The 26,472-nt window shown below is 58.8% G+C and carries 23 protein-coding genes and 1 pseudogene; 16 read left to right on the top strand and 8 right to left on the bottom strand.

Annotated elements, in window-relative coordinates:
• Positions 1–10 precede the first annotated feature (10 nt).
• The 7 genes from ACZ5MJ_RS36020 to ACZ5MJ_RS35990 all read left to right on the top strand — a co-directional run bounded on the left by ACZ5MJ_RS36020 (position 11) and on the right by ACZ5MJ_RS35990 (position 7,080).
• Positions 11–1,657: a DUF1302 domain-containing protein gene (locus ACZ5MJ_RS36020; RefSeq protein ID WP_464227150.1), complete on the top strand. Its 1,647-nt coding sequence runs from the start codon at positions 11–13 to the stop codon at positions 1,655–1,657.
• A gap of 27 nt (positions 1,658–1,684) precedes the next feature.
• Positions 1,685–3,055, top strand: a complete 1,371-nt coding sequence (locus tag ACZ5MJ_RS36015) for a DUF1329 domain-containing protein (protein ID WP_464227149.1) — start codon at positions 1,685–1,687, stop codon at positions 3,053–3,055.
• An 18-nt stretch (positions 3,056–3,073) separates the two neighbouring features.
• Positions 3,074–3,634 (top strand): cupin domain-containing protein, encoded by a 561-nt coding sequence (locus ACZ5MJ_RS36010; protein WP_464227148.1) that lies wholly within the window; start codon positions 3,074–3,076, stop codon positions 3,632–3,634.
• A 22-nt stretch (positions 3,635–3,656) separates the two neighbouring features.
• Entirely contained in the window at positions 3,657–4,592 is a 936-nt protein-coding gene (locus ACZ5MJ_RS36005) for a VOC family protein (RefSeq protein ID WP_464227147.1), read from the top strand.
• Positions 4,593–4,599: 7 nt separating this feature from the next.
• Positions 4,600–4,962 carry a Rieske (2Fe-2S) protein gene (locus ACZ5MJ_RS36000; RefSeq protein ID WP_464227146.1) on the top strand — a complete coding sequence of 121 codons (363 nt, stop codon included), beginning with the start codon at positions 4,600–4,602 and terminating at the stop codon, positions 4,960–4,962.
• A gap of 65 nt (positions 4,963–5,027) precedes the next feature.
• Positions 5,028–6,026 carry a Bug family tripartite tricarboxylate transporter substrate binding protein gene (locus tag ACZ5MJ_RS35995; RefSeq protein WP_464227145.1) on the top strand — a complete coding sequence of 333 codons (999 nt, stop codon included), beginning with the start codon at positions 5,028–5,030 and terminating at the stop codon, positions 6,024–6,026.
• 28 nt (positions 6,027–6,054) lie between these two features.
• Entirely contained in the window at positions 6,055–7,080 is a 1,026-nt protein-coding gene (locus tag ACZ5MJ_RS35990; protein WP_464227144.1) for a porin, read from the top strand.
• Positions 7,081–7,233: 153 nt separating this feature from the next.
• Here the strand turns inward: ACZ5MJ_RS35990 and ACZ5MJ_RS35985 are convergent.
• Positions 7,234–7,455: pseudogene (locus tag ACZ5MJ_RS35985) on the bottom strand (transposase); the annotation flags it as partial.
• A gap of 704 nt (positions 7,456–8,159) precedes the next feature.
• Positions 8,160–9,329, bottom strand: coding sequence for an MFS transporter (locus ACZ5MJ_RS35980; protein ID WP_464227143.1), 1,170 nt, complete (start codon positions 9,327–9,329; stop codon positions 8,160–8,162).
• A 116-nt stretch (positions 9,330–9,445) separates the two neighbouring features.
• Between ACZ5MJ_RS35980 and ACZ5MJ_RS35975 the strand changes: the two genes are divergently transcribed.
• A complete protein-coding gene (locus tag ACZ5MJ_RS35975) occupies positions 9,446–10,186 on the top strand; it encodes a TetR/AcrR family transcriptional regulator (protein WP_464227142.1) in 741 nt (246 codons plus the stop codon).
• Here the strand turns inward: ACZ5MJ_RS35975 and ACZ5MJ_RS35970 are convergent.
• The 3 genes from ACZ5MJ_RS35970 to ACZ5MJ_RS35960 form a co-directional block, all read right to left on the bottom strand.
• Positions 10,128–10,592, bottom strand: a complete 465-nt coding sequence (locus ACZ5MJ_RS35970; protein ID WP_464227141.1) for a PaaI family thioesterase — start codon at positions 10,590–10,592, stop codon at positions 10,128–10,130. The two genes, ACZ5MJ_RS35975 and ACZ5MJ_RS35970, sit on opposite strands and share 59 nt — an antisense overlap.
• Complete coding sequence (locus ACZ5MJ_RS35965) at positions 10,592–11,599, bottom strand: fumarylacetoacetate hydrolase family protein (protein WP_464227140.1); 1,008 nt, start codon at positions 11,597–11,599, stop codon at positions 10,592–10,594. Before ACZ5MJ_RS35965 ends, ACZ5MJ_RS35970 begins: the two co-directional genes overlap by 1 nt.
• A 214-nt stretch (positions 11,600–11,813) precedes the next feature.
• On the bottom strand, positions 11,814–12,482 hold the full coding sequence (locus ACZ5MJ_RS35960) for a TetR/AcrR family transcriptional regulator (RefSeq protein WP_464227139.1): 669 nt from the start codon (positions 12,480–12,482) through the stop codon (positions 11,814–11,816).
• 175 nt (positions 12,483–12,657) lie between these two features.
• Here ACZ5MJ_RS35960 and ACZ5MJ_RS35955 point away from each other — a divergent pair, with 175 nt between their 5' ends.
• The 7 genes from ACZ5MJ_RS35955 to ACZ5MJ_RS35925 all read left to right on the top strand — a co-directional run bounded on the left by ACZ5MJ_RS35955 (position 12,658) and on the right by ACZ5MJ_RS35925 (position 20,480).
• Positions 12,658–13,722 carry a WD40/YVTN/BNR-like repeat-containing protein gene (locus tag ACZ5MJ_RS35955; protein WP_115215316.1) on the top strand — a complete coding sequence of 355 codons (1,065 nt, stop codon included), beginning with the start codon at positions 12,658–12,660 and terminating at the stop codon, positions 13,720–13,722.
• Positions 13,723–13,742: 20 nt separating this feature from the next.
• Positions 13,743–16,097 (top strand): efflux RND transporter permease subunit, encoded by a 2,355-nt coding sequence (locus ACZ5MJ_RS35950; protein ID WP_464227138.1) that lies wholly within the window; start codon positions 13,743–13,745, stop codon positions 16,095–16,097.
• A gap of 12 nt (positions 16,098–16,109) precedes the next feature.
• Positions 16,110–16,889, top strand: a complete 780-nt coding sequence (locus ACZ5MJ_RS35945; protein ID WP_464227137.1) for an ABC transporter substrate-binding protein — start codon at positions 16,110–16,112, stop codon at positions 16,887–16,889.
• A complete protein-coding gene (locus tag ACZ5MJ_RS35940; protein WP_464227136.1) occupies positions 16,886–17,869 on the top strand; it encodes a fumarylacetoacetate hydrolase family protein in 984 nt (327 codons plus the stop codon). Before ACZ5MJ_RS35945 ends, ACZ5MJ_RS35940 begins: the two co-directional genes overlap by 4 nt.
• Positions 17,870–18,415: 546 nt before the next feature.
• Positions 18,416–18,739 (top strand): NIPSNAP family protein, encoded by a 324-nt coding sequence (locus ACZ5MJ_RS35935; RefSeq protein ID WP_464227135.1) that lies wholly within the window; start codon positions 18,416–18,418, stop codon positions 18,737–18,739.
• Between the two features lie 130 nt (positions 18,740–18,869).
• On the top strand, positions 18,870–19,862 hold the full coding sequence (locus ACZ5MJ_RS35930; RefSeq protein WP_464227134.1) for a fumarylacetoacetate hydrolase family protein: 993 nt from the start codon (positions 18,870–18,872) through the stop codon (positions 19,860–19,862).
• Between the two features lie 51 nt (positions 19,863–19,913).
• Positions 19,914–20,480 (top strand): VOC family protein, encoded by a 567-nt coding sequence (locus ACZ5MJ_RS35925; protein ID WP_464227133.1) that lies wholly within the window; start codon positions 19,914–19,916, stop codon positions 20,478–20,480.
• A gap of 113 nt (positions 20,481–20,593) precedes the next feature.
• Here the strand turns inward: ACZ5MJ_RS35925 and ACZ5MJ_RS35920 are convergent, their stop codons facing one another.
• Complete coding sequence (locus ACZ5MJ_RS35920; RefSeq protein ID WP_464227132.1) at positions 20,594–21,457, bottom strand: IclR family transcriptional regulator; 864 nt, start codon at positions 21,455–21,457, stop codon at positions 20,594–20,596.
• A gap of 150 nt (positions 21,458–21,607) precedes the next feature.
• Here ACZ5MJ_RS35920 and ACZ5MJ_RS35915 point away from each other — a divergent pair, with 150 nt between their 5' ends.
• Positions 21,608–23,224, top strand: coding sequence for a bifunctional 3-(3-hydroxy-phenyl)propionate/3-hydroxycinnamic acid hydroxylase (locus tag ACZ5MJ_RS35915; protein ID WP_464227131.1), 1,617 nt, complete (start codon positions 21,608–21,610; stop codon positions 23,222–23,224).
• Between the two features lie 481 nt (positions 23,225–23,705).
• Here ACZ5MJ_RS35915 and ACZ5MJ_RS35910 read toward each other — a convergent pair whose 3' ends face one another.
• Together ACZ5MJ_RS35910 and ACZ5MJ_RS35905 are read right to left on the bottom strand one after the other, a co-directional pair.
• Positions 23,706–24,848 carry an MFS transporter gene (locus tag ACZ5MJ_RS35910; protein ID WP_464227130.1) on the bottom strand — a complete coding sequence of 381 codons (1,143 nt, stop codon included), beginning with the start codon at positions 24,846–24,848 and terminating at the stop codon, positions 23,706–23,708.
• Positions 24,849–25,106: 258 nt separating this feature from the next.
• Complete coding sequence (locus ACZ5MJ_RS35905; protein WP_464227129.1) at positions 25,107–26,465, bottom strand: MFS transporter; 1,359 nt, start codon at positions 26,463–26,465, stop codon at positions 25,107–25,109.
• Between the last annotated feature and the right edge of the window lie 7 nt (positions 26,466–26,472).

Here is a 26,472-nt window from a genome sequence, read left to right as displayed (position 1 = left end):
GAGACAAACGGTGACGTACTGCAAACAACCAAATCGCGGCTTGCGCGTGCTGGCGTTAGCTGCGGCGATCTGCACAATTCCCCGGGCACATGCATTTAGTATCGACACTGGTAACGAGGACCTTTCCGTCCGCTGGGACAACACACTGAAATACAGCAATGCGTTTCGCGTGCACGGTCAGAGCGACTCAATGCTCACCGGTAACGCCTTCTCTGCCAACACGGACGACGGTAACCGCAACTTCAATCGAGGCCTGATTTCCAACCGCGTGGACTTGCTGAGCGAGCTCGACGTAGTCTATGCAAAGCGCTATGGCATGCGCGTCAGCGGCGCCGCCTGGTACGACAGCGTCTACAACACGAGCAACGACAACAACTCTCCGGGTACGGCCAATCGCTTCTCTGGCTCCTATAACAGCTTCAACCCCACAACCCGCACCCTGCATGGCCGCGACGCTGAGCTGCTGGACGCCTTCATGTTCGGCGGATTCGATCTCGGCAACACGCGCTTGAACCTGCGTGCTGGTCAGCACTCGGTACTATGGGGCGAAAGCCTATTCTTCGGCAGCAACGCCATCGCGGGCGCCATGGCCCCCGTCGACGTCATCAAGCTGGCATCGGTGCCCAGCACACAATTCAAGGAAGCGCTCCTGCCCGTGCCGCAAGTATCAGCGCAATGGCAACTGACCCCCGCCGTCTCGCTTGGTGCTTTCTACCAGTTCGAATGGAGATCTAATCGCCTGCCAGCAGCCGGCAGCTACTTCTCCGGCCTAGATTTCCAGCCAGCGGGCGGGGAAGCCATGTTCATCCCCGGTTCCCCCCAGCCGCTGTTCCGCGGCCCGGACCAGAACGCGAAGAACAGCGGCCAGGGCGGCCTGCAACTGCGCTTCTCGGCGCTTGACACCGACTTCGGCCTGTACGCGGTGCGCTTCAACAGCAAGAACCAGCAGATCGTAAATGACATCGTGCCCCCCGGGTTTCCGAGCAATTACCACCTGGTCTACCACGAGGGCATCACCGCCTTGGGGGCCAGCGCCTCGCACACGTTCGGCGACATGCAATTGGCAATCGAAGGGTCGGTCCGACACAACCAGGACCTGGCCTCCACCGCCGCCAACGACGTGTCGGCGCTATTGGGCACACCGGCTAATAACAACAGCAATAACCCCGCCTACGCCGTGGGCCGCACCGCCCATATCAACATCAGCACGCTCTCGACCTTGCCCTCGTCGTTCCTGGCCCGCGAAGCCTCGCTGATCGCCGAAGTCATGTGGAACCGCATGCTGTCGGTGCAGAAGAATCCCCAGGCGCTCGACCCCAACTCCACTCGCGACGCCTGGGCATTCCGCATGGTGCTGGAACCGACCTACCGCCAGGTGCTGCCAGGCGTGGACATCAGCGTGCCAATCGGCTTCAGTTGGAGTCCTGCCGGCTCGCGTTCGCAAGCCTTGGGGCCCTCGCTGCCCGCAGAAAACGGGGGCGACATGAGCATCGGCGTGAAGGGCAGCTACCTCGACGTATGGCGCTTCAGCCTGGCCTACACGCATTTCTACGGTGCAGGCCGTCCCATGATGACTGGCTTCCCCCCGACTTTCTCCTATCAACAGTTCATGAAGGACCGCGACTTCGTCTCGCTGTCCATCAGCCGCACGTTGTGACCCGATACGACAAGAGAGGAGCAATCCATGACATTCCAGAAGCTCACCCGCGCAGCCACGGTGCTTTCCGCCCTGGCCGTGATGGCGCCTGCCATTGCCGGCGTCCCTGCCAACGAAGCCGCCCGCCTAAAAGGCGACCTAACCCCGTTGGGCGCAGAAAAGGCCGGTAACAAGGAAGGCACTATCCCTGCCTGGACCGGCGGCCTGACCACGTCCACCCCCGGCTTCAAGAACGGCGGCCGCCGCCCCGACCCCTTCGCCAACGAAAAGCCCACGCTGCGCATCACCGCGAAGAACATGGATCAGTATGGCGACAAACTGACCGAGGGCGTAAAAGCGCTGCTGCAAAAATACCCAGACACCTATCGCCTCGACGTCTACCAGACACACCGCTCCGCCGCCGCGCCGCAGTACGTGTACGACAATATCTTCCAGAACGCCACGCACGCCACGCTGGCTGAGTCCAGCGGTGGACCGGTTCCCAAAGGCGCCTACGGCGGCATCCCCTTCCCCATCCCGAAGAGCGGGGCGGAAGCCATGCTCAACCACAAATTGCGCTGGCGCAGTGAGTCCTGGGTCAAGGACGCACACAACTGGCAAGTCACGGCCGACGGCAAACCCGTGCTGCTGTCCGACATCACCCAACAGAACAACACGCCCTACTACTTTAAGGACGGGCGCTCCGACAAGGTCGACGATCTCTACTGGATGGTGCGCCTCGACACCCACGGCCCGGCAATTCGAGCGGGCGAGGCCATCGTGGGCCACCAGACGATAGACGAAACCAATACCAACACCTGGGTCTACCTGGTGGGCCAGCGTCGCGTGCGCAAGCTGCCCAATGCCTGCTGTGACACGCCAACCCCAGCCGCCGCCGGTGTTCTATCGTTCGACGAGATCGAAACCTTCAACGGTCGCATGGATCGCTTCGATTGGAAACTGATTGGCAAGAAGGAGATGTACATCCCCTACAACTCCAACCGCGTGCTAACGGCCACCAAAGACAGCGACATCCTTGGCGCGCGTCACCTAAACCCGGACTACATCCGCTGGGAATTGCACCGTGTCTGGGTGGTGGAAGCTACGCTTAAGCCAGGCCAGCGCCACACATCGAAGAAGTCTGTTTACTACCTCGATGAAGACACTTGGTTGGCTGTACTCGCCGACCGCTATGACGCCAACGACAAGCTTTGGCGCATGGCCTTCTCGACCCCGGTCGCCATGCCGGACGTGCCGGGCCAAATTGCCTTCGGCTTCGGCGCCTACGACCTGCTGGCGGGCAGCTACGTTGCCATGGAGGTCGGCGCCGAGCAGAAGATGCAATACAAGATCAACACGGCACCCTATTCGAAATCGTTCTTCGCGCCAGAGAACATGGCAGGCGAGAGCGTCCGCTAATTATTCATGAGTATCACCATGCAAACAAACGAAGAGAAGAAAAAAGACCTGCGCCAGCTCGAATACCGCCCGGTGCGCCGAATCGTTACTGGCACCAACGCTGAGGGGCGTTCGTACATCCAGTCCGACGGCGACGCGCCCAACGCGTTCTGGGAGCCAGGCCGCCCCGCGGCGCATGTGCTGTGGGCCACCGGCGAAGCGCGTGCGGTCGGCGACGAGCCTGCGCCAAAAGGGCACAAGTTCCCCTTCCACTCGTCGCAAGGCTCGATCCTGCGCGTCGCCGACTTCGCTCCTGACTCGCTCTACAACCAAGAAGAGCTGCTGAAGTTTCTCGACGAATCAGGCGTGCGCGACAACAACAAGCCACGCCACTTCTGGTTTCACAAGACCGAGTCCCTGGACTACGCCATCGTATTGGAAGGTGAGATCTACGCCATGATGGACGAGGGCGAAGTGCTGATGCGCCAAGGCGACATCCTCGTCCAGCGCGCTACCAACCACAGCTGGTCCAACCGCTCCGACAAACCCTGTCGCATGGCTTTCGTACTGCTGGATCTGGTGCCCGGCGAACCGCTGTAAGCCATACATATATGGAGAAAAAATGAACATCATCGGACCCGACTACCTTGTGTTTGCGGTCGACGACGTAGCGTTGGGCGCTCAGTTCTTGACCGACTACGGGTTGAAAGACCAGGGCAACGGCCTCTTCGCAGCGCTCGATGGCACCGGCGTCATCATCCGTCAGACCAGCGACCCCAGCTTGCCCAGCTGGACCCAACCCACAACCAACCAGCTGCGCAAAACGATCTACGGCGTGGCCGACAAAGCTACGCTAGACGCTATCGCCGGGGAACTAGCCAAGGACCGCGAGGTGAAGACCTTGGCCGACGGCTCGATAGAGTCCGTCGATGACATGGGTTTCACCCTCGGCTTTCAGGTCACGGTGCGGCGCAAGCTGGACCTCCCGGGCGAACAGGTCAACGCCCCCGGCGCCCCGCAACGAGGCTTCAATGTCAATGGCGTAAACAGCGGCCCCAACCCGCCGTTGCCGAAGCCCCGGTCCCTTTCGCACGTCGTTTATTTCGTACCCGACGTGGACAAGGCCGAGTCCTTCTATATCAAGCGCTTGGGGTTCCGACTGTCCGACCGCTTCGTTGGCATGGGGCCTTTCTTGCGGCCAGCCGGCTGCATTGAACACCACACCATGTTTCTCATCCAGACGCCGGCGCACATGCTGGGCTGCGAGCACTTCACCTTCCACATGGGCGGTCCTACCGAAGTACTGCTGGCTGGCCAAAACATGCAGCGCAAGGGATATGAGTCGTACTGGGGACCAGGCCGTCATGTCATGGGCAGCAATTGGTTCTGGTACTTCAATTCCCCGCTTGGCTGCCACATCGAGTACGACGCCGACATGGATCTACACGACGACAACTGGGTGCCGCGCGTGGAGAATGCTCAAGCCGACCGATCGCAGATCTTCCTTTTCAACTGGCGTGAAACTTGGGCGCCAAACGGCCCCGACAGTCAACCCTGAGCCGTGAATGCTAGCGGTTAAGCCTAAGGCGCCCGTCTGGCTCAGACTCTGCGAACTGAGCGAGTTGCCCCAGACGGGGGCGCGTGGTTTTGATCTACTGGGTCGGGGCACCGACGACCTATTCATCGTACAACGCGGCGGTCTGCTGCGCGCCTACCGAAATTCCTGTCCACACTGGCCGGGGGCTTCGATGCCCTGGCGCAAGCATGCTTACCTGGACGGTGCGGCCGAGCACATTATCTGCCATGGCCACGGGGCGCGCTTCAGGCTTGATGATGGCCTCTGCGTCCTCGGGCCATGTCAGGGACAAGTGCTGGAAGCCGTGCCCTTGCGCATAGAAGAAGGGCGCTATATCAGCGCCTTCATTTGAATTCAGCAATCCTCCCGCAACAATTCCTTCCCCCGACTTGTAGAAACAGTGCTACTGGAGAGCTCATGTTGGCCAAAATGCCATTGCCGATTCTCACCTCAGGAATTGCTCGGGCCTTTCACTTCGGCTTGCTTGCTACGTTCATCGGGCTAACGACTCCTCACCTTCACGCGCAAGAGAAGAGGTTCATCAAGATGGTTGTCCCGTATGCCGCCGGCGGCATCAGCGACCAGGCGGCGCGGATACTCGCAGAACGCATGTCGATGGTGTTGAACGAGACCATCATCATTGACAACAAGCCTGGGGGTGGCAGCCGAATTGGCACGATGGTCGTGGCGAGTGCGCCGGCTGATGGCGATACCGTTCTGTTCACGAACATGAGCTTCAGCACGTTGCCACTTACCGATTCCACCGTCCGATACGATCCAGTCAACTCCTTCGCGCCAGTCGGAGTAGCAGCAACGCTCTCGGGCGCGGCACTTGTCGTACGGACATCGCTGCCGGCGAAGAACCTCGAAGAGTTGGTGAGCTATGCTCGAGCACATCCCGGGCAGCTTTCCTATGGCAGTTCGGGAATCGGGAGCGGTGCTCATTTCATTGGCGAGTACCTGAAGACGCTGACTGGGACGAACATCACCCATGTCCCGTATCGCTCCACTGCGAATGCACTGAACGATGTAGCCGCAGGTCAAATCGACATGACCTTCGACGCGTCCGCCAAGCCGCTCATCGACGCCGGGAAGGTAAGAGTGTTGGCCCTGGTAGCGTCCAGACGCGATCCGCGTATGCCTAACGTACCGACAATTGCGGAAGCAGGTGTAAAGGGTCTTGATATCAATGGATGGGTTGGCATCCTTGCTCCCCAGAAGACGCCACAGGTCACTATCGAAAAGATCAACCGTGCAATGAATGTCGCGTTGCAGGATCCGGAACTGCGCAAGCGCTATCAAGAACTCGGTCTGGTGCCAGCGGGCGGAAGTCCGGCTCGCATGACGCAACAGCTTCGAGAGGATGCAGCCTTGTATCGCAAGATCATTACCCAAGCAAGACTGAAGTTTGACTGATAGGCCACGAATAGAACCTACGGAAGCAATGTCTCAATCCAAAAAAAGGCTTCTTTACAGTACTGTAGCTGTACTTGCGCCCTTACTTAGCGCGCCAGTACCCGTACACGCGGTCGAGTTGTACGGAATCATTGACTCCTATATGGGATCCACGAAGGCGAGTGGCGAGGAGCGCGCCAGCATTGGCTTACAGAGCGGAGGATTGTCCACCTCGTTCTGGGGGATGACAGGCACTGAGGATCTGGGGAAGGGTCTGAACGCAACGTTTCGCATCGAAGGCTTCTTTCTCGGTGACACGGGGCAAAGCGGGCGCTTTGCGAATGATCCGATGTTTTCGCGAAATGCCTATGTCGGCCTTTCCGGTCGATTTGGAGAGGTCCGTTTAGGAAAACTGTCAAACCCTACGTTTCTGCTGACAGGGCAGTTTGATCCCTTTGGGAGTTCGACAAAGTTGTCGCCCTTGACTACGGTTCTATGGAATCCACAGTACGGGCGATACATAGCCGGGGATTCTGGCTGGAGCAACGCAATGGGGTACTACACTCCAGACTTCGGCGGCTTGTCCGGTCGATTTGTCTATGCCTTGGGAGAAGCGTCTGATTCCAACGCATCGAACAACGCTGTTGCGATGCTGTATCTCGATAAAGGGCCGCTTACTGCTTCTGTCGCTTTTCAGCGGACACGTACGGGCCCTGCGATCACGAAGGCAAGCTGGGCGCAAAGTGTTCTTGCTGCCGGCGTAGCATACGACATTGGCGCTGCAAAACTGTTCCTGCAGTATGACGGCACAAGAACCAGCGGCGTCAGCCTGAGAACAGATACTGTGCAACTCGGCGCCACGATTCCAATGCTCTCTGGAAGATTCATGCTTTCCGTGGTGCAGACCAGTATACGGGCAGCCAATCAGCCAGACGTACGTCGCCGTGACGCTGGCATCGGATATCTATACGCGTTTTCTAAACGAACCGACGCCTATGCTACCTCGCTATACGACAAGCTGAGCGATAGAGGGAGTGGATTTACTACAGCTATAGGGCTCCGGCACAAGTTTTAGCGGATTGGGAGCGCTGTGTCTTCCGGCAGCGTCCCCTAATACTTTCCAGGCGTTTCAGTTGGCTTGAGATCTTGTTCCCTCCGGCACGGCACCAGGTTATGGCCCCCCGCGGCAGTAGGCTCGCTGCCGCCCCTGCATCTCGCGGCGCAAGCCCAGCGACCGATCGGCGTCCAGTCGCTTGAGCTCGGCGTTCTCTTCCTAGCGGCTGCCGCCGCTTGACCTCCGACGCTGTTAGCCCGCCGTACTTCGTGCGCCAGTTATCGAACGTTGCGTCACAGATGGCCTTCTTGGGCAGGTTTCCGCCACCGGCATCCCCTGTTCCGCTAGCTTCAGCGCATGCGCGATCTGCTCTTCGGTGTACCTGATCTTCTTCACGGCATCCTCCTGCTCTCCAGCAGTGAACATATGAACATCATGCCGTCGTTCTCCCATCTTACTTGGCACGAACTCTTGGGAGAGCCTCAAGCCCTTGGCCTGGACCTCGGCCTCGATCTGGTTGTCGTTCATGGGGGATTCCCCAAAAGAAACGCCCCGGCTCCGACATCGGCAGGGCCGGGCGCGAAAGCTCCGCAAGCAATGCGGAGGGAGGAGACACGGTGATGCAATCCAATCTGGTGAGCCCCCTATGCGGCTGGGAGGGGAAGTCGCGGGAAGCGGGCCGCCGGAGGCGTGCCGGATTGGACTGCAGGTTCAAACTGGCCTTGATAAGGCTGCTATCCTGCGGGGAACATGACTACCCAAGGACTGATCAGTGCTATTGAGCGGAATGGGCCTAGGACTCCAAGGCTTTCTGAATGCGCGCAAGGCACCGGCATTACCGAAGAGCAAGTGGTTCAGTACTTCGCGCTCTTGGACAGCGGACTGGCAAAGCCGACTCCGCTTCCTGCTCCCCCAAAGCGCAGATTGCGTGCGGTCTCACCAAAGGAATTTGCCGCCCGTCGCGCTGCTCGTGCCGCTTGAAAATCTCCGCCTCCTGCTTGTTGTCCCGCTTGAGCAGCGGGGCTCAACTGCCGGTGCACCCCGCTGTACATTCATCGGCCGATGCGACGGCGGGGCTTACGATCATTCCGGTTTTAGTGTCATGCGGCCTTCGCCAGGCCGCGGATTCCGCGGGACTCTCCGCGCACCGCAGCCAGGAAGAAGCACACACTGACTGCCGCCAGCGCGACGACCATCCAGCCTAGGCTTGGATAGCCGAAGCTCTGTGCAACCGTGCCCCCAAGGAAGGGGCCGATAGCCGAACCGGTCATCAGCATCACAGGCGTAGCGGCGACCGCACGCCCTGAGGGGTCAAGGCGAGCCAGGTACGCGAAGATGAAGGTGTGCGTGAAGGTCATTACCACCGGGAAGAGGCAGGAGCCCATCGTATAAACGGTATAGGTTGTCGTCTGCGTCAACATCAGGCACAACATGGCATGCAGCAACGGCCCAAACACGATAACGACTCTGGGCGAGATTCTTTTCTCGAAATACGCGGCAAGGACGCCGGGGGAAAGGTTAACCAGGCCGATCATCAGCATCGTGTTCATGAGCTGTCCGCGGCTGAAGCCGTGCGCGTCGCCCACGCGCTCAACGAAGCCGAACATCATCGAATGGTTCAACAGCGCGAAGCTAGTGCCAATCATTGCGAGCCAGACCACCCTCGGCAGCTTGCCAGGATGAACCGGCGCATCCGGAAGCGAGATGCTAGAGCGGCGAGATGGGAAGCCGATGAGCGCGAACAACGCCGCCACGAGCATGATGCAACCCAACGATAGGAACAGTACCGGGCCGCCGTATGCCACCACCAGTTTGGACACGCCACCCAGGAAGCCCAGTGACACAAGTGTCAAGGCCAGGAAAGCCACGGCGATCAAACGGTGCGGATTGGAACTGGCTCCCATGGCGGCGTGCGCCATCGAAAGCCCTACGCCGACACCCAGACCACCAATGATATGCAGCGCGATCATCGCGTTGTAGTCGCGGGTCATAGCCATGGCGATGAAGGCCGCGGCTGCCGTGCCGTAGCCTAGTGGTACCGCCACTACACCGCGTATGCGGTTGACGCGCGGTGAAACGACCGCGCTGCTGAGAACCGCCGCACCCAGGAAGCACGAAACTAGGGCGCCGGCATTTTGCGGGTCCAATCCGTACATGCCAATCAGTACGATACCGATCCACACCGGCATGGCGACGAGGTCGATCAACCCCGAGCAGTGGCACAATACAAGGGAAGTCCAGCCTTTCACGCTGTCCACGGGTCTGTTCATGCTTGTCTCCTTTTTTGGATGGTTTCTTTTTTGGTTCTGCGTTTTAGATACTATACGGTCCGTTTCACAAATAACCAAGCGCGTCAATCCTGCCGGACGGCGCATCCCATCTGGACGTGCATGCCATCGCCGAGCATCTGGCGGGCCGCGCTGTGGCGAGGTATGTACATCCCGTGGAATATCCCCTTGCAGCCTGTAAAATGGCGGGCATCTTCATCAACCAACGAGGACCTGTGACAAAAGCGGCACTACGCTCCCCGGGGCGCACACGTAGCACCGCCTCACGCCTGGCGATTCTGAACGCCACGCTGAAACTGCTGGAAGAGCAATCACTGCAGCAGATCTCGATTGAGGCCATCGCACGTGAGGCCGGTGTCGGCAAGGCCACCATTTATCGTTGGTGGCCCTCCAAGGCGGCCGTGGTAATCGAAGCCCTCCTGGTCAATCATGTCAGCCGCGTCACGGTGCCTAAGGGCATGAAGCCTCGGGAGGCCTTGGCTCATATTTTGCGTTTGCTGATTAAGGAGTACGCAGGGCCGGAAGGCCGCATCGTGGCTCAGATCATCGCCGAAGGTCAGAGTGACCCTGATGTGCTGCGCGAATTCCGCGAACGCTTTTGGTATGGCCGGCACGCCATGGCCTTGGAACTCGTCAACGAAGCTCGCCGGCTAGGCGAGTTCCGCGACGACATTCCGGCCGAGTCCCAGCTGGATCTGCTCTTCGCGCCCATCTACTTCCATCTGCTTTCGGGGCATTCCCCCTTGAGCCAAGAGTTCGCCGAGGCGCACTGTGACAGCGTCATGCGTCTGATGGAGCCGGACGCTCGTCAAACACCGACAAAGCCGAAGTCCCGCTAGCCAGCAGGCGTTCACCGCTGGAGTCGAACAACGAGGCTCGGGCAAAGCCCGCGGTGCGTCCCACTCGCTCGACCGTAGCGGTGGCCATTAGCGGTCCGGCCTTCGCCGTCGCCATCATGTTGACGGACAGATTGATTGTGGCGCAGGTGCGCCCCGGCGGCAGCACTGACAGCACGGTCATTGCCATAGCCAGATCCAGCATGCTGGCCAGCGTACCGCCGCTGACTACGCCGTTACCCTGTGTGCTCTCGGCGGGCGCAACGAAGCGCAAGCGCAGTTCTCCTGGTGTGCCTTCGCACAACACCGCGCCCAAGCTGGCCGAGGCGGGATTGGTGTCCAGGGGAACGTCGCGGCGGCCGGCGGCCACCGCCGCCGCAACATGCGCCCGTGTCGGGTTGTCGCTCATCACATGAAGGGCTTGCGCCGCTCGGGCCACCACAAGCCGTCGATCGGCTGACCCATGGTGGTGCGTAGCACGCCGACGCCACCGGCCTCCAGCTCGACCACATCGCCTGGCTGCAGCTCGCGACCCAGCTCCAGCGCAGAACCGCCGCCCATCGTGCCCGAACCAATCACGTCGCCCGGCAGGATCTTCTCGCCCAGCGAGACATAGGCGACCAGCTCGGCCACAGTCCAAAGCTTGCCTCCGCTGTTGCCCTTACCCCAGGTTTCGCCATTGACGCGCACTTCCATCGGGATGGAATCCAGATCCTTGAACTCGTCCAACGTCGTGATCCAAGGGCCGATTGCGTGCGCGAAGTCCTTGCTCTTGGTGCTGCCCATGCCGATCGGCAATTCGTTGTGCTGCAAATCGCGACCGCTGAAATCGTTGTACAGCGTGATGCCGAAGACGTATTTCATCGCGTCTTCGGGTCTCACACTGCCCCCTTCGCGGCCAATCACATAGCCCAGCTCCAATTCATAATCCATCTTGCACTTGATATAGCCCGGCCACGGCACCACCGAGTTGTGGCCAATGGCAGTACTCGGCGAGTTCTTGGTAAAGCCGGGAATCAACAACATGCTTTCCGGCACTTCACGCTGCATGCGCTCGTGCCAGCCCTTAATGTGGCCAACAAAGGTCAGGCCGTCGCGCAGCACCGGGGGATCGGAGGCCGGCAGCCACGTAACGTTATTGATATCAAGCGAGGCATCATCGCCATAGCTGCCTTGAATCGCTTCAGTGGCAGCGTCGACAAGGATGTCGCTCGCACCCAGAGCCTGCGCCATGCTACCTGGGAACTGAGCCTGGGCCAGGCGCATGGCGGCGGCCTGCGTGGCGTGGCGCTTGCCCATCGCATACAACGCGCCAGCACGAGCCAGATCGATGACGCGCCCTTTCTCAGGTTCGACGACGACCAAGCGGGCGATAGCGCCATCAGGACTTTCTCGGGAAATGCGGCCGAACTTCATTCATGTCTCCCTGGTGGTTGAAATAGGTTGAGCAAGGAACCGAGTTGTTACATCACATGGAATCATCGGAGGCGTGGCCAAGGCTTAGCAAACCATCTACCGGCAGCGCTCCATATTTTCAAAACTGCTCGTATCGTTTTATAAAGACTAACAGACAGAAAGGGGTACGTCAACGGAAGTCGGCACCTTGGCGTCAGCGCCCTTGGCGACCTGTTCAACGCCAACCCAAGTCGGCCCCGCCGCAATCGCCAGCGCGGCGCTGCACTGGCGCGCACAAAACGGCCATCGCACTTTCGGCAAGTTCATCGGCGAACTTCTGGTTCAGCGGCAGGTGCCCCATCATGAGCCGGAAATATACCGGCGAATACACCATGTCCATCAGAAACTCAGACTCCATGTCCGTACGAAATTCGCCGTTGCGACGCCCTTCTTCGATGACTTCGCGGACCATGGCGCGACGACCGTAAAAGAAGCGCTCTCGGAACTCGCGAAGAACCTCCGGCTCCGACTGCCCTTCAGCCAGTATCTGGGCGACCAACCGGCCGCCCCGCCCGCCATACTGCTGCACCATGCGATGGAGATGCACGGTAATGGCTTCGCGGCAACTCCCCCCTTTCGGCATGGGAGTCTGCAAGTTGTGGTTCTGCACAAAGGCGTCAATCACCACGGCCGCTTTGGAGGGCCACCAGCGATAGATGGTCGCCTTGCCTACCCCGGCCTCCTTCGCGATGGCCTCGATGGTGATCTGTTGCAGGGACTCCGTTTCGAGCAAGCTCAGGGTGGCGTTTAGGATCGCTACACGCGCGGCCTCGCTACGCGTGCGGCCTGGCGAACGCTTGTTCCGGGCTGGGGTTGTCGTGGGAACGGTGGTGCTCGAAGTCAATGCTTTCTCCATAGTGACGGCTGAAATTCGCCAAACCGTCTCACTACTCATCTCCATGCACGCCTAAGGAAAGACCCAAGTGTTTGACGCGTGCATGGTGCATCGATATTATAATACGGCTCGTATCGTCTTGCTCTACAAGTTACTAAAAAGCAACATAAAAGGAGACAATCCCATGTTCACTAACCTCGCCTGGTGGCGCACGCGAGCGCTACTAGTCGCATGCATCGGCACATGCGGCGTGGGGGTTGCTTGGTCTGCGCCTGTCAGCCAGGCACTGGATCGCCCCGCCATCATCTCTCAGCGAGCAGCGCAATCGGTACTACTCGGCATCGCTCAGGCGGGCAAGCGTCTGGTCGCGGTGGGCGAGCGCGGCATCGTGGTGGTGTCGGACGACGATGCAGCCAAATGGCACCAAGTGCCGGTGCCGGTCAGCGTGACGCTGACTGCTGTGCGCTTCGCCGACGATAAACATGGCTATGCGGTCGGTCACAGCGGCACCGTGCTTGCCACTGCCGACGGCGGCGAAACCTGGACACGCGTGCTCGATGGCCGCCAAGCCGCGCAGATCTCCCTTGCGGCAGCCCAGGCCAGCGGCAACGCGACGGCCCTGCGCGACGCCGAGCGTTTGGTGGCCGAGGGCCCTGACAAACCCCTGCTCGACCTGCTAGTACTCGACGCGCGGCGCGCGATCGTCATCGGCGCCTATGGCATGGCGTACTCCACCACGGACGGCGGACAGAGATGGACCTCCTGGGCGGATCGCCTGGACAACCCTCGTGGTCTACACCTGTATGCGATACGCCGCCATGGCGAACGCATTCTCGTGTGCGGAGAACAGGGATTAGTGCGGCTTTCACAAGACGGCGGACAGACCTTCGCCGCGGTCAAGCCCCCTTACAACGGTAGCTTCTTCACCGCCGAGCTTCCCTCTGACAACGAGATCGTGGTGGCCGGGCTACGCGGCAATATGCTGCGCTCGCTGGATGCCGGCGTGAACTGGAAGCAAATCACGGCGCAAGATACCGCGTCCATCACGGGCTCGGCCTCGCGCACTGACGGCTCACTGGTCCTGGTGAACCAGGCGGGCATGGTGCTCAGTGAAATCAAAGGCGCTCTCGTTCCGCTGAATGGCACCCCGTTGCCATCCTTGACCGGCATTTTCCCGAAACGCAACGGTTCGCTGCTCGCACTCAGCATCCAGGGCATTGTGTCCGTTCCTAATGGAGGCCAGAAATGAACTCTGTTCTCGCGATTGACATGAAAACAGTCGACGCCTTCGATCCGCGCTCTGGCTCGCTCATAGAGCGCGCGCTGTTCAACCACCGTCTGATTGTGGTGCTACTGTGCGCGATCCTCACCGCCCTGCTGGGTTGGCAGGCCACGAAGCTTCACCTGAACGCGAGCTTCGAAAAGACCATCCCAACCCACCACGGCTATATCCAGAACTACCTGCGCTACCAAAATCAGCTCTCTGGCCTAGGCAACTCGGTACGCATCGCCGTCGAGAACCCGAAAGGTACCATCTATGACGCGAATTACCTGCGTGCACTGCGTGGCCTTTCTGACGAAATCTTCCTGCTGCCTGGGGTCGACCGGATGAAGATGAAATCGTTATGGACATCTTCGACCCGCTGGGTCGGCGTGACCGAGGACGGCCTGGAAGGCGGCCCGGTGATACCCGACGGCTACAACGAATCGCCACAGAGCCTGGTGACGCTCGCGGCCAATATCGCGCGCTCCGGCGAGATTGGCCAGATCGTGTCGCTGGACGCGCGCTCCACCGTCATCTACGTTCCGCTACTGGCCAATACCCCCGATGGCCGCACGCTGAGTTACGCCGACTTCTCCGACAAGCTCGAAGCGCTGCGCGACAAATATGAGCAGAAGGGCCTGAGGGTCCACATCACCGGCTTCGCTAAGCTGGTGGGCGATCTCATCGATGGCGTGCGCGCAGTGCTGATGTTCTTCGCGCTGGCGGTAGCCATCGCGGCCGCGATGGTCTTCTGGTACACGCGCTGCATCCGCTCCACCCTACTTGTGGTCTCGGCATCGCTAGTCGCCGTGGTGTGGCAGCTCGGCCTGCTGCCGACGCTTGGGTACACGCTTGACCCCTATTCCATCCTCGTGCCCTTCCTCGTGTTCGCCATCGGCATGAGCCACGGTGCGCAAAAGATGAACGGCATCATGCAGGACGTGGGGCGCGGCATGGACAAGCTGGTGGCAGCACGCTTCACCTTCCGCCGCCTTTTCCTGGCCGGCCTGACAGCTCTGCTGGCCGACGCGGTGGGCTTCGCCGTGCTGCTGGTCATCGACATCCAAGTCATCCGCGAACTGGCCATTGCCGCCTCGCTTGGCGTGGCCGTACTGATCTTCACGAACCTGATCCTGCTGCCCATTATGCTGTCCTACACTGGCGTCAGCCCGACGGCCGCCGTACGCAGCCTGCGCGCCGAAGCTGCGGACGCCGCCGGCAAGGACAAGCACCCGCTGTGGGCCTTCCTGGACCGATTCACACAGCGCAAATGGGCTTCCGTGGCCGTGATCACGGCGATGGCTATGGGCATTGCCGGTTATGCCATCAGCACTCAACTCAAGATCGGCGACCTCGACCCGGGCGCGCCAGAGCTACGCGCCGACAGCCGCTACAACCGCGACGTTGGGTTCATGAATTTGAGCTACGGCGCCTCCAGTGATGTGCTCGCGGTCATGGTCAAAACGCCAGAAGGTGCGTGCTCCCAGTACGACACACTCAACAAGATCGACGCGCTGGAATGGCAACTACGCAAGATCGACGGCGTGGAAGACACTAATTCACTCGCACGCCTGAACCGCCGCATGCTAGTCGGCCTAACCGAAGGTAGCCCAAAGTGGTATGAGCTCCTGTCCAACCAGGACATGCTCAACACCGTCACGGCGGGTGCGCCGCGCGGTCTCTACAACGATAGCTGCGGCCTCCTCACGTTGTATGTCTTCCTGCGCGACCACAAGGCGGACACGCTGACTCGCGTGGTTGAACATGTGGAAGCGTTCGCGAGGGAAAACAACACCCCGGACGTCCAGTTTCTGCTGGCAGCCGGTACCGCCGGCATCGAGGCGGCAACCAACATCGCTGTCAAGGAGGCTTGGCGCAAGATGCTGTACCTTGTGTACGGTGCTGTGGTGGTGCTGTCCTTCATCACTTTCCGCTCGTGGCGCGCGGTGGTGGTCGCGGTACTGCCTCTGATGCTAACTTCCGTGCTGGCCGAGGCGCTGATGGTGGCTCTTGGAATGGGCGTGAAGGTGGCCACGTTACCCGTGATTGCGCTGGGTGTTGGCATCGGCATCGACTACGCGCTCTATATCCTGTCGGTAACGCTGGCCGAACTGCGAAAGGGCAAGAGCCTGTCGGAGAGCTATTACCGCGCCCTGCTCTTCACCGGCAAGGTTGTGATGCTCACGGGCGTGACACTGGCCATCGGCGTCGTCACGTGGGTCGCCAGCCCGATTAAGTTCCAAGCTGACATGGGTCTTCTGCTGGCCTTCATGTTCCTCTGGAACATGCTGGGCGCCCTGATCCTACTGCCCGCGCTGGCGCATTTCCTACTGAAACCGGCACGCGGCGCGTCGCACTAACAGGCTCAAACCATGTCGAGTTCCCTAAACGTGATGTGGTTCGTCCCGCCGCCCTTGGCTGTACTGGCAGCACAAGCTCCGCGGGCAACCCCTATCCAGGCACGCCGCAACCCCTCTTCCGACGCGCAGTTCGAGGCATTGGTCAAGGGCGAAGCCGATGCTGTCGTGACGGCGATGGACAACGTCATCGGCTGGAACCGTCGCCCTGGCCCCAAGGATTTTCGCGTGGTGGCGCAAATCGAGCGGACCACGCCCTTGGCGCTGATCGCCGCGCCCGGTCGCAAGAGCATGGCCGACCTGTGCGGTGCCAACCTGCTCGTCGACGCGGTGGACAATGGTTTTGTCATCGCGCTGCGAGCTATGTTGCGCGAAGCGGGCATCAATGAAAACACCTGCCGTTTTACTCCCGCTGGCGGCGTGACAGAACGATATGAGGCACTGCTGACCGGCCGTGGCGATGCGACGCTGCTAGGCCAGCCCTTCGCGGGGCAAGCAACCCACGCTGGTCTGATGCAGATCGCCAGCGTGCAGCAATCCTACCCGGCCTTTCCCGGGCAAGGCATTGTCATGCGCCTGGCGAGTCCGGCGCGCGAGCGCATCGGCGCATGGCTGCGCGAGCTTGAGCAGGCGCGGCGGCAGATACAAGAACTGGATTCACTACGGCCGACCCCCGAAGGTATTGTGCTGCTGACCGAGCACCGCCGCCTGCTGGGCCTATCCGGCGGCGAAGCCACTTACGCAAACATCGTCGATGCTTCACTGGTCGACACTTTCTTGGGAAAAGATCAATGAAACCATATGCATTGGGTACGTTCTCGCATTCGCAGAATGGCCCGAAGTTCGTGGGCTTGGTCATGAACGATCGCGTGGTCGAGCTGGCGGAACTGGTCAGGTTGTACGACGCGCCGGAGCTAGCCGGCGCCGGATCGGTACTAGCCTTGCTGGACACCTGGGACGCCAGCCGCGCCGCGCTGGACCGACTGGCCATGGCGGTCGATGGCAAGGCAGAACATTGGCACGCGCTGGACACGCTGCGTGTACACCCCGCCGTCGATCTGCCCCGGCAGATATTCTGCACCGGCGCCAACTACCGCAAGCATGTGGTCGACATGACGGTCGACGCCAAGGTCGGCCCGCCGGGACTGGACGAAGCCGGCCTGCGCCGCTGGGCCGAGAACATGATGGACGAACGCGCCGCCACAGGCGAACCCTATGCTTTCACCAAGCCGGTTTCCACGGTGTCCGGCGCGTATGACCCGCTGGTATTGCCGAACACAACCACCCAACCCGACTGGGAGCTGGAACTAGCCGTCGTCATCGGCCGGAGCGGCTATCAGATTCCGCGCGAACTGGCGCTGGACTACATAGCAGGCTACTGCATCGTCAACGACATCTCGGCGCGCGACCTGATACCACGCACCGACTACAAAATGCTCGGCACCGATTGGCTGCGCTCGAAGGGACAGCCCGGTTTCCTCCCACTCGGGCCTTATCTCGTGCCGAAGGCATTCGTGCCCGACCCGCATCGCTTGAAGATGCGCCTCTCCGTTTCGGGTCAGATCATGCAGGATGAGTCCACGGCCGATATGCTGTTCGACATCGTGCGGCAGATCGAGTACATCTCCCGCTATTCACGCCTGCTGCCAGGCGACATCATCTGCACCGGCTCGCCCGCCGGCAACGGCACGCACTACAACCGCTACCTGCGGGCAGGTGACGTGATCGAGGCCGAGATCGAAGGTCTCGGTCGTCAGCGACAGGTTTGCGTTTAAAGCCGGCGAAACGATAAATCCACCGAAATGCAAAAGCCTCTCTTATGAACTGCCCCAAGAAGTTGGGTTAAAAGCTAGACAGCCAAGGCCTGAGTCCGGTACTGCAGCGGGCTCAGGCCTTTTAGTTAGAGCGGAAGCTTGTTCACACGCTTGCCACCCGGCCGAACACTGGCTGGAGCTCGGTTTGGTAAGCAATGATCTTGCCATCGTACAGGTCCATCACCGGCGAGAGGTGGAGCTTCTGGCGTTGACGTCAAACTGTGGTCATTTTCTGGTTGAGCGGTCCTAAAGCAACAATCGAGCAGTAGAAGCTTCCGGCACCTGTTCATTGCAGGGACGGTCTCCAGTAAGACTCGACACTCGGGCACTGCAACTGTTGTCCGGTAATCGGAAACAGCACGCCCAACTCCCGTGCACTTTCCTATATTTGCGGTTCCTACCCTCTTCGTCATTACGAGGATGGCAAGCACGGTTGCTATTGCCTTTGCCGGCTATTGGACCACCGTACCGATGCCGGCTCAGCACAAACTACCTGAGGAACAGGCCATGTTGGTCGAGATGAGAACCTATACGACGCACCCCGGCAAGTGGCGAGATTATCTCGCACTATACGAGGCCGAGGGACTGCAGATTCAGAAGCGCATCCTAGGACGTATGGTCGGCTATTACCGCACGGAAACCGGCGCACTCAACCAGGTAATTCATATGTGGGGATACCGAGACATGAACGAGCGCGAGGAACGACGCACGGTTCTGATGGACGATCCAGATTGGAAGTCGTATGTCGTGAAGATGCTGCCGCTGCTCCAAAGCCAGGAGTCGAAGATTCTGGTGCCCGCGGCATTCTTTTCGCCTCAATGGCAAGAGTGACGAGAGCGTAGTTCGTCGAAAACGGTGTCCGAATGTCGAACAGTACTGTGGCACGGTTCAGCTATTTATCTACCATTTTTCATGCTGCGCATTCGCGCATCGGGTTGTTAAATAAAGAAAGTGAGAGACTATGAAGCTGGCTTCATTGCGGTCCGGTAGGGACGGCGAACTAATCGTTGTAAGCAAAGATCTGCGCATTGCGATAAAGGCGGGCCAAACGGCGCCGACGATGCAAGATGCGCTAGACAACTGGGACGCGGCGCATCCGACACTTGAGCATATGTATCGCTTGCTTAATCAAGGTGACGCGCAAGGAGCGTTTGCGCTCGACCTGAACACACTTGCCGCGCCGCTTCCGCGCTCCTACCAGTATCTAGATGGCGCAGCCTACGTTAGCCATATCCAGCGCAACCGTGCCGCTCGTGGAGAAGCATTACCGAAGGACTTGTTGCAAAAACCGTTGGTCTATCAGGGCATTTCCCACGGCTTTATGAGCTGGAACGAAGATGTTCGGCTTCCAAATGAAGAACTTGGCATCGATTTCGAAGCAGAAATTGCCGCAGTAACCGGCGATGTACCAATGGGAGTGTCTCCAGAGGACGCAACAAAGTATATACGCCTGTTCGTACTGCTAAACGATATATCGTTGCGCAGCCTAATCCCGCCAGAGCTGAAGCGCACTTTCGGCTTTCTGACCGGCAAGCCGGCGTCCAGCATGGGGCCGATTGCCGTCACTCCTGATGAACTTGGTGATCTGTGGAACGGTCGCTTGGTATCCGGCACAATGCAATGCTGGGTGCGCGGCGAGTCGGTCGGAAAAATCGAGACAGGTATCGATACCCCCTTCCATTACGGCGACCTGATAGCGCATGTTGCCCAAACCCGCAACTTCGAGCCCGGCTCTATCGTGGGACTGGGTACCGTCTCGAACGAAGACGAGTCGGTGGGCTGCGCCTGCATCGGCGAAGTGCGCGCCCTAGAGACGTTGAAGGACGGCAGGCCAACCACGCCGTTCTTCCGGTTCGGTGAACATATTAAGATTGAACACGTTGACCGCAACGGGAATTCTGTCTTTGGCTGCATTGACCAAAAGTTCGTCACGAGCGTCGCCGGCGCGCGTTAGAAGCCAGTGGAAGTTCCACCTGTTTACTCCGTTTCTTTCGTACATACATAAATGGATAACAACATGCTTTGCAAAAGCTTGCATCACGCCGCGTTTCGCTGCAAAGACGCACGTGAGACGGTTGATTTCTACACGAATGTGCTGGGCCTGAAATTCATCCATGCAATGGGCGAGGATCACGTTCCCTCAACCGGAAAATACAGTCCGCATATTCATATCTTCTTCCAAATGGAGGATGGTAGCTGCATAGCCTTCTTCGAATTGCCAAGAGATGAGGGGCAACCTTCCGGGCGCGATCCGGAAACACCAGACTGGGTACAGCACTTCGCGTTCCGTGTCGCCGACAAAGACACGCTAATGAAGGCAAAAGCAGATTTGGAAGTAAAGGGAATTGATGTGATCGGCCCGACTAACCATGACGACTTTTTGCTGTCCATTTACTTCTTTGACCCTTCTGGACACCGTCTCGAACTAAGTGCACATATATCAACGCCGGAACAGGATGCCCAATTTGAAAAGGAAGCAATGGATGTACTGAACCTTTGGGACCACACTCATGATTGGTCACAGCGAGCAAAACTGTTCGGCAGTGCGGCTGGGTATCACCGCAACAAATAGCGAGCGAAGGTGCAACTGAAGGCGTGCCGTCTGGTGGGGTGCTTCCGTTTCGAGCGCATGTTCCGAGCCGAAGCACCCCTGCTTACGTCAAATTAAAGTAACCGGATAGAGCGCTAGCGCTCAAAGACGAAAGAATTCAATTCTCGAATTCCCTTCTCGATCTTGAGCACTTGTTCCCTCAATAGGTTGGCGATCTGCCTACGTCGTTGCTCGCGCATGCGCGGGTCGATCGCCCCAACGCTGATGGCGCCGATAGGGCGGCGCATGGAGTCGTGCAACGGCATACCTAGCGCCGTCACGCCTAGGGTAACGCGGTTCTTGACGAGTGAGTAACCCGCTTCACGCGTGCGAGCAATTGCCTCCCTTTGCTGCGCGACGTCGAGGTTGCCGAATTCCGGCAAGCGTGAAGCCGTCACATGCAATATCCGTTCACGTTCGTCATGGTCGCAAGCCGCGAGGATGGCCAGTCCGCCTGCGCCCACCCCAAGTGGCCTGCGGCTTCCAACTTCCAATGTGATCGTGCGGATCGCAAATGTTCCCTCGATCCTATCTATGCACACGGCATCAAGTCCGCTACGCATCACAAAATAGCAGGTGTCCTCGGTCTCGGCGCTCACCGCTTCTAACGCCGGCCGAGAGACGTGTCGCAGGTCAAAGATCTCAGCCGCGGCCAATCCCAATTCGTAAGCTACCGGCCCCAGCAGATATCGGCGTGTCTCGTCGTTCTGAACTATGAGGCCTTCTCCGTGCAACTGCTTAAGCAAGCGGTGGGCTGTCGGATGCGGGAGGGCACTTCGCGACGATATCTCCGTCAGTGCCAGGCCGCGCCTGCCTGCAGTTGCCAGCAACCTCAGCAACAGGTTCGCGCGACGGATAGTACCGACGCTATCATGATTCAAAGTCATAGAAAACTGTTTGCCTCCTGCCGCAAAGGAGCCTCTCAACTCCTGTTCATCATACGGAAAATTGCTAGTCAACTTTCCTTTTCATTTTTACAGTGTGACTCAACTATTATCCAGATATGGGTCCATGATTACGACAGGCAATTGATTACGGTCAGGGTCAGACGAGGGTAGATCTTGAGCTGCATATCAGATAAGTGAAAGTTTGAAGGAGACGAATAGATCATGGAACTGTTAGGGCGTTCGGACACTGTATTCGATGTGCTGATCGTTGGCTACGGCCCTGCCGGCGCGACGATGGCAAATCTGTTGGGCAAGCGCGGTTACAGTGTTGCCGTTTTTGATCAGGCGCTTGAGATCTACGATAAGCCCCGCGCGATCACCGCTGACCAAGAAGTGATGCGGGTGCTCCAGGAGTGTGGACTGGCGGAAGAGGTTTCCAGGAGAACGACTCCGCATCCCGGAACTGACTTCATTGGCATAGAGGGACAGCTCATCAAGTGCTTCTACCCTGCACCACCCCCGTCGCCTTTAGCATGGGATCCCACATGGATGTTTGTACAGCCCGAACTTGAAGCAACGCTTCGCGCAGGAGTGGCCCGATATCCGAAGGTTCAAGAATTTCTCGGATACGAGTTCCTCGAATACTCCCAGGGAGAAGACAGGGTTGTGGCAACGGTCAAGCAGCTAGCGAGGGACACTGTCTTCACTATCCGGGGTAAGTACCTGCTCGGTTGCGACGGCGGACGAAGCACCGTGCGGCGGCAGATGGAAGCGACGATTGAAGATCTCGCGTTTGATGAGTGGTGGATGGTGGTGGATGCATGGATGCACGGTCCCATCGATCTGCCGCCGCGTTGTGTCCAGTACTGCAGGCCCTCCCGTCCTGGAACCTACATCGTCGGGCCGGATAATTTGCGTCGGTGGGAAATTAAGATGTTGCCCGGTGAAACGCCGGATGATTTCGAAAGTGACGAAGCGGTACTGCAAGTGTTGTCCACATTTGTAGATCCCACCAATTTGCAAGTCTGCAGAACGGCGATCTACCGTTTCCATGCGTTAGTGGTCGACGAATGGCAAGATGGGCGTGTGTTCCTGATGGGCGACGCCGCTCATCAGATGCCACCGTTCCTTGGCCAGGGCCTTTGTGCCGGCATCAGAGATGCGCTCAATCTCGCCTGGAAGATCGACGGCGTAGAGCGTCTCGGCTACTCGAAGACACTCCTCAATTCTTACACTGTGGAGCGAAAACGCCATGTGCGGACAATAGTCAGCCATGCCAAATCATTCGGACTGATCATCGGTGAATTGGACGAAACGGCCGCACGGAGGCGAGACCGTGAGCTCGCCGAGTTGCTTGCATCGGGCAAGGCAGAAACTGTACGACAGAAATTCATTCCTGGACTGGAGACAGGACTGATTGGCCGAGACACTGATCAACAGATACAGGTCGGCGCAGGGGAGCTTTTTGTTCAACCATGGATTCATAGTGGTGACGAGTTCAGGCGCCTAGACGATCTACTGCCATCGGGGTTCCTGATTGTGGCAGGTTCCTCAGAAGTGCCGAACTGGTTCGATGCAAGTACGAATGATACTTTGGAAAAAATCGGCGGAAGAACAGTGGTCATCAGCACTGCACCAAGTCCCGTAAACTTACCAACACTGAGTTTGATGGAGCGGGAGGGGCTGTTTAACCAATGGCTTTCGTCGCTCGGAGCGAAGGCGGCCATCATCCGTCCAGATCACTATGTCTATGGCACCGCAGCCGGTGCAGACGAACTTCGTCGACTGATTGCTCAACTTGCCGAACACATTACTCCCGCTACGGCACAAGCGATGTAAGCCCTGTTTGTCGCACACTGAATTGCCAATCTTCTAGGGCTGGTGGGCTTGTGAGCACGCCCGCACCAAGACGGTCAGATTGTGAAGTGGGAACCTGACCGTCGGCAGAGCTGCGCAAGCGTTACAGCATTCGCGTACTGGCCGTCAGCGATTGGAATCTCGTCGAGCAGTCGTCGGCTTTCCTGCCTCGAGTCTGCTGGGTGGAATGGCGCTGCAATACTCGAGGAGACAGGTCCCCCACAATTGGCCGACCTCAACTGCCGTGAAGACGTGATCAGGCCGTTCATCGCCCGTATGTCGGGCTGTCTGCGGACACGGTTGCCTATGCGCAGACCGGTGCCAATCTCCACTTTCTCGTCGGGTACTGCAATGCGAACGGCCTCACCCCATACCGGTATCTCATCTGGCCATTCAGCAAGAGCCGGAACCAAATCCGCGGCCTCACCGCCGAATTTTGGCAAACGTACCGATTGAATGCACACTATCTGTCAAGTATAGGCAGGCAAGCACCCCTGCGCGCGACCGCTCTGCCAAAGGAAAAAGCTAAGATTGGCAGCGCCAGGGCGGCGGAGTAGAACCAGATTGTCTGCCCCAGGGAGTCAGCCACAACAGCCGCAAGACTCATTCCAATCGCCTGTCCAAAGAAAAGCGTCGCAGCAAACAGACCGACCGCAGTACCTCGCGCTTCCGGCGACATTTGCGTTGCCTCAGTCTGCAAAGTGTTATGAAGCGTATAGAATCCCAAGCCACCCAAAAAGCATCCAAGTGCGCTCCACTCCCAGCGCGATCCAGCAGCCACAATGGCAAAGCCCGAGCTCAGAAAGAGACCGCCCAAGCCTGCTATACCTCCTCGCGAGAGATGCCGAGTCAGCATGCCCGATAAGGCTACATAAACCAATCCGCCGATACCGTACATCGCCATAACGGTACCGGATGCACCGAGACTCAGCCCGAACTCCATGTGCAAATAAGCGGGCACAAGCGCAAAGCCCGAGAGTGTGAATAAGCCTTCGAGCACCGTCACTAGGAGAATATGACGTGCCCATCGCTGCCGAAGGACTTCTCGAACCTGTCCCCCAATGAAGCGTCGAAGTGGCAAGTCTGGCTCCTGGCCCAACGCCTTCGTCCCGACACGAAGTGCAACAAGGCCAAAGCCCGCCGCCAACACGATGAACACGACACGCCAGTGCAGTACATCCGCGAGAAGTCCCGACATCCACTGGCCACCAATCAAGCCACCGATTGTGGCGAGGAGAAGACGGGCCAACGCTTGTTGCCTTCTCTCGATGGGCACCGTATCCCCGATTCTCGCCATGCTCATCGGGACAATGCCTGCAGCCGCTGCGCCGGAAAGACCCCGCGCAATAGCAAGCGCGGTCATTGTTGGTGCGAGCGACGCCAGGATGTTCGCCACCGAGCTCGCAGCCAGTGCAACAGCGATGACACGCAGCTTGCCAAAGCGGTCGCCTAACGGGCCATATACAAGTTGCAGGATGCCGTAGGCCAACACAAATGCCGATATGGACCACCCGGCCTCGCCAATTTGCACCCCGAAATCAACCGACAGTGCCGGAAGCAGGACATCACAGGCGCGCATCGACGCCATGCTTAGAGCAACCGCCAATGCCAGCGTTCCTCTCGCGGACATTAGAACTTGCGCCTGATGCACAGGCTGCCAGCAATTTCACCACTCATTTTTCTCAATTCATCTTGAAGCGCAATGGCATTGGTGTTGGTTCGCCTGGATATGGCATATAGGTACCGTTCTGAATTCAATGTTTCCACCAGTTATGATTTCATCTCCGCCGCCAGTCGCTGCTCGGAATCTGAAGGAAATTTCGTTGTTTTCATCTGAAAATGACGAAAATCCGGAATGGCTGGGCTATTCGGCCGATACAATCTCAGGAAGCTTATGAAGCTTCCTTGCCGGAATGTGATTGCTGATTACGCAAATGCATATCAGTGCAAATAACATTGCTAGGGCCAAAAGCGTGAAATAGGCGGCCGCTCCGCCTAAGGAAATGACTGCTGCGCCGGCAAAAGCGCTGACAATCGCTCCCAACCTGCCAAAGGCCGTAGCCGCACCGACTCCGCGGGCACGGATCTCCGTCGGATACAGGTGAGCACCGAGCGCATACATCGGACCCTGAACGGCATTGACAAAGAACCCATGAACTCCAATACCGACAATAAAGGCGCTAACACCTATGTGGGCATAGCGTGCTTGTAGTAACAATGCGGTCAGCATCGCCCCTAGCGCAGCAATTGCCAAGATGACGCGCGATCCAAATCTGGAGACGAGGCCCGCGCAGAGTAGTGCCCCGACCAGGCCTCCGACGTTGTAAGCCGTAAGGCCGTGACTCGCAATACCTATATCCATGCCTTCAAAGGCCAGCATTGCCGGGAGCCAGCTAAACGCACTGTATAGCGCCAGCAAACACATAAAGAAGGCGCCCGAAAGTGCTGCCGTGTCACGTATCCAGCGTGCCGTGAACAGGTTCGTCAAGCCCATCTTTGCATCCGCGGCCATCTTGGTCGCGTCAACGATAAGGGCACCTTCTGGAATAGGTCCTCGCATGCGGCCGAGAAGGCGCCGGAGATCTTCCTGCCGGTGCGCGCGGCGTGCTAGGTATCGTGGAGATTCAGGCAGGGAAAGTGCCAATAGTATGGTGAAGGCAAGTGGCAACAACCCACCAAGGAAGAATAGACCGCGCCAGCCGGAATTTGGCAGCACCATGGCAGACAGAATTCCCGCGACAATCCCGCCAACCGGATAGCAGACCACGGTCGCTGTCACCGCTAGGGTACGCATTCTCGCCGGCGTGAATTCTACCGCGATGATGGACGCCGTGGGCAACGCCCCCCCGATTCCCAGCCCCGCTATGAATCTCAGCGCCCCCAGTTCTAGAAGGCTGTTCGAGAAGCCCATTGCAAGCGTGGCTGTGCCGAAAATGCTTATGCTGGCGATGAGTGCGACCCTGCGACCCACCCGGTCCGCTACGGCGCCGACCGATACACTGCCAATTGCCATTCCGAGGAGGCCCGCCGCTACAATAGGGGCGAACGCTTCACGTGTCATGCCCCATTCACGCAGTATCGCCGGAACCGCAAAGCCAATAAGCTGGCCATCGAAGCCATCCATCACAGCTGCCAGACTGGCGAGCACGACGGCTAGCTTCTGTATGCTGCTGAACGGGCCATCGTCGAGGATCAGACCAATATCGATCGTCTTGCCACTCATCCTTGGG

The organism is Cupriavidus sp. LA-1, assembly GCF_055385985.1.
The sequence above is the reverse complement of the archived record's forward strand: the minus strand, read 5'-3'. Positions and strand labels throughout refer to the sequence as shown.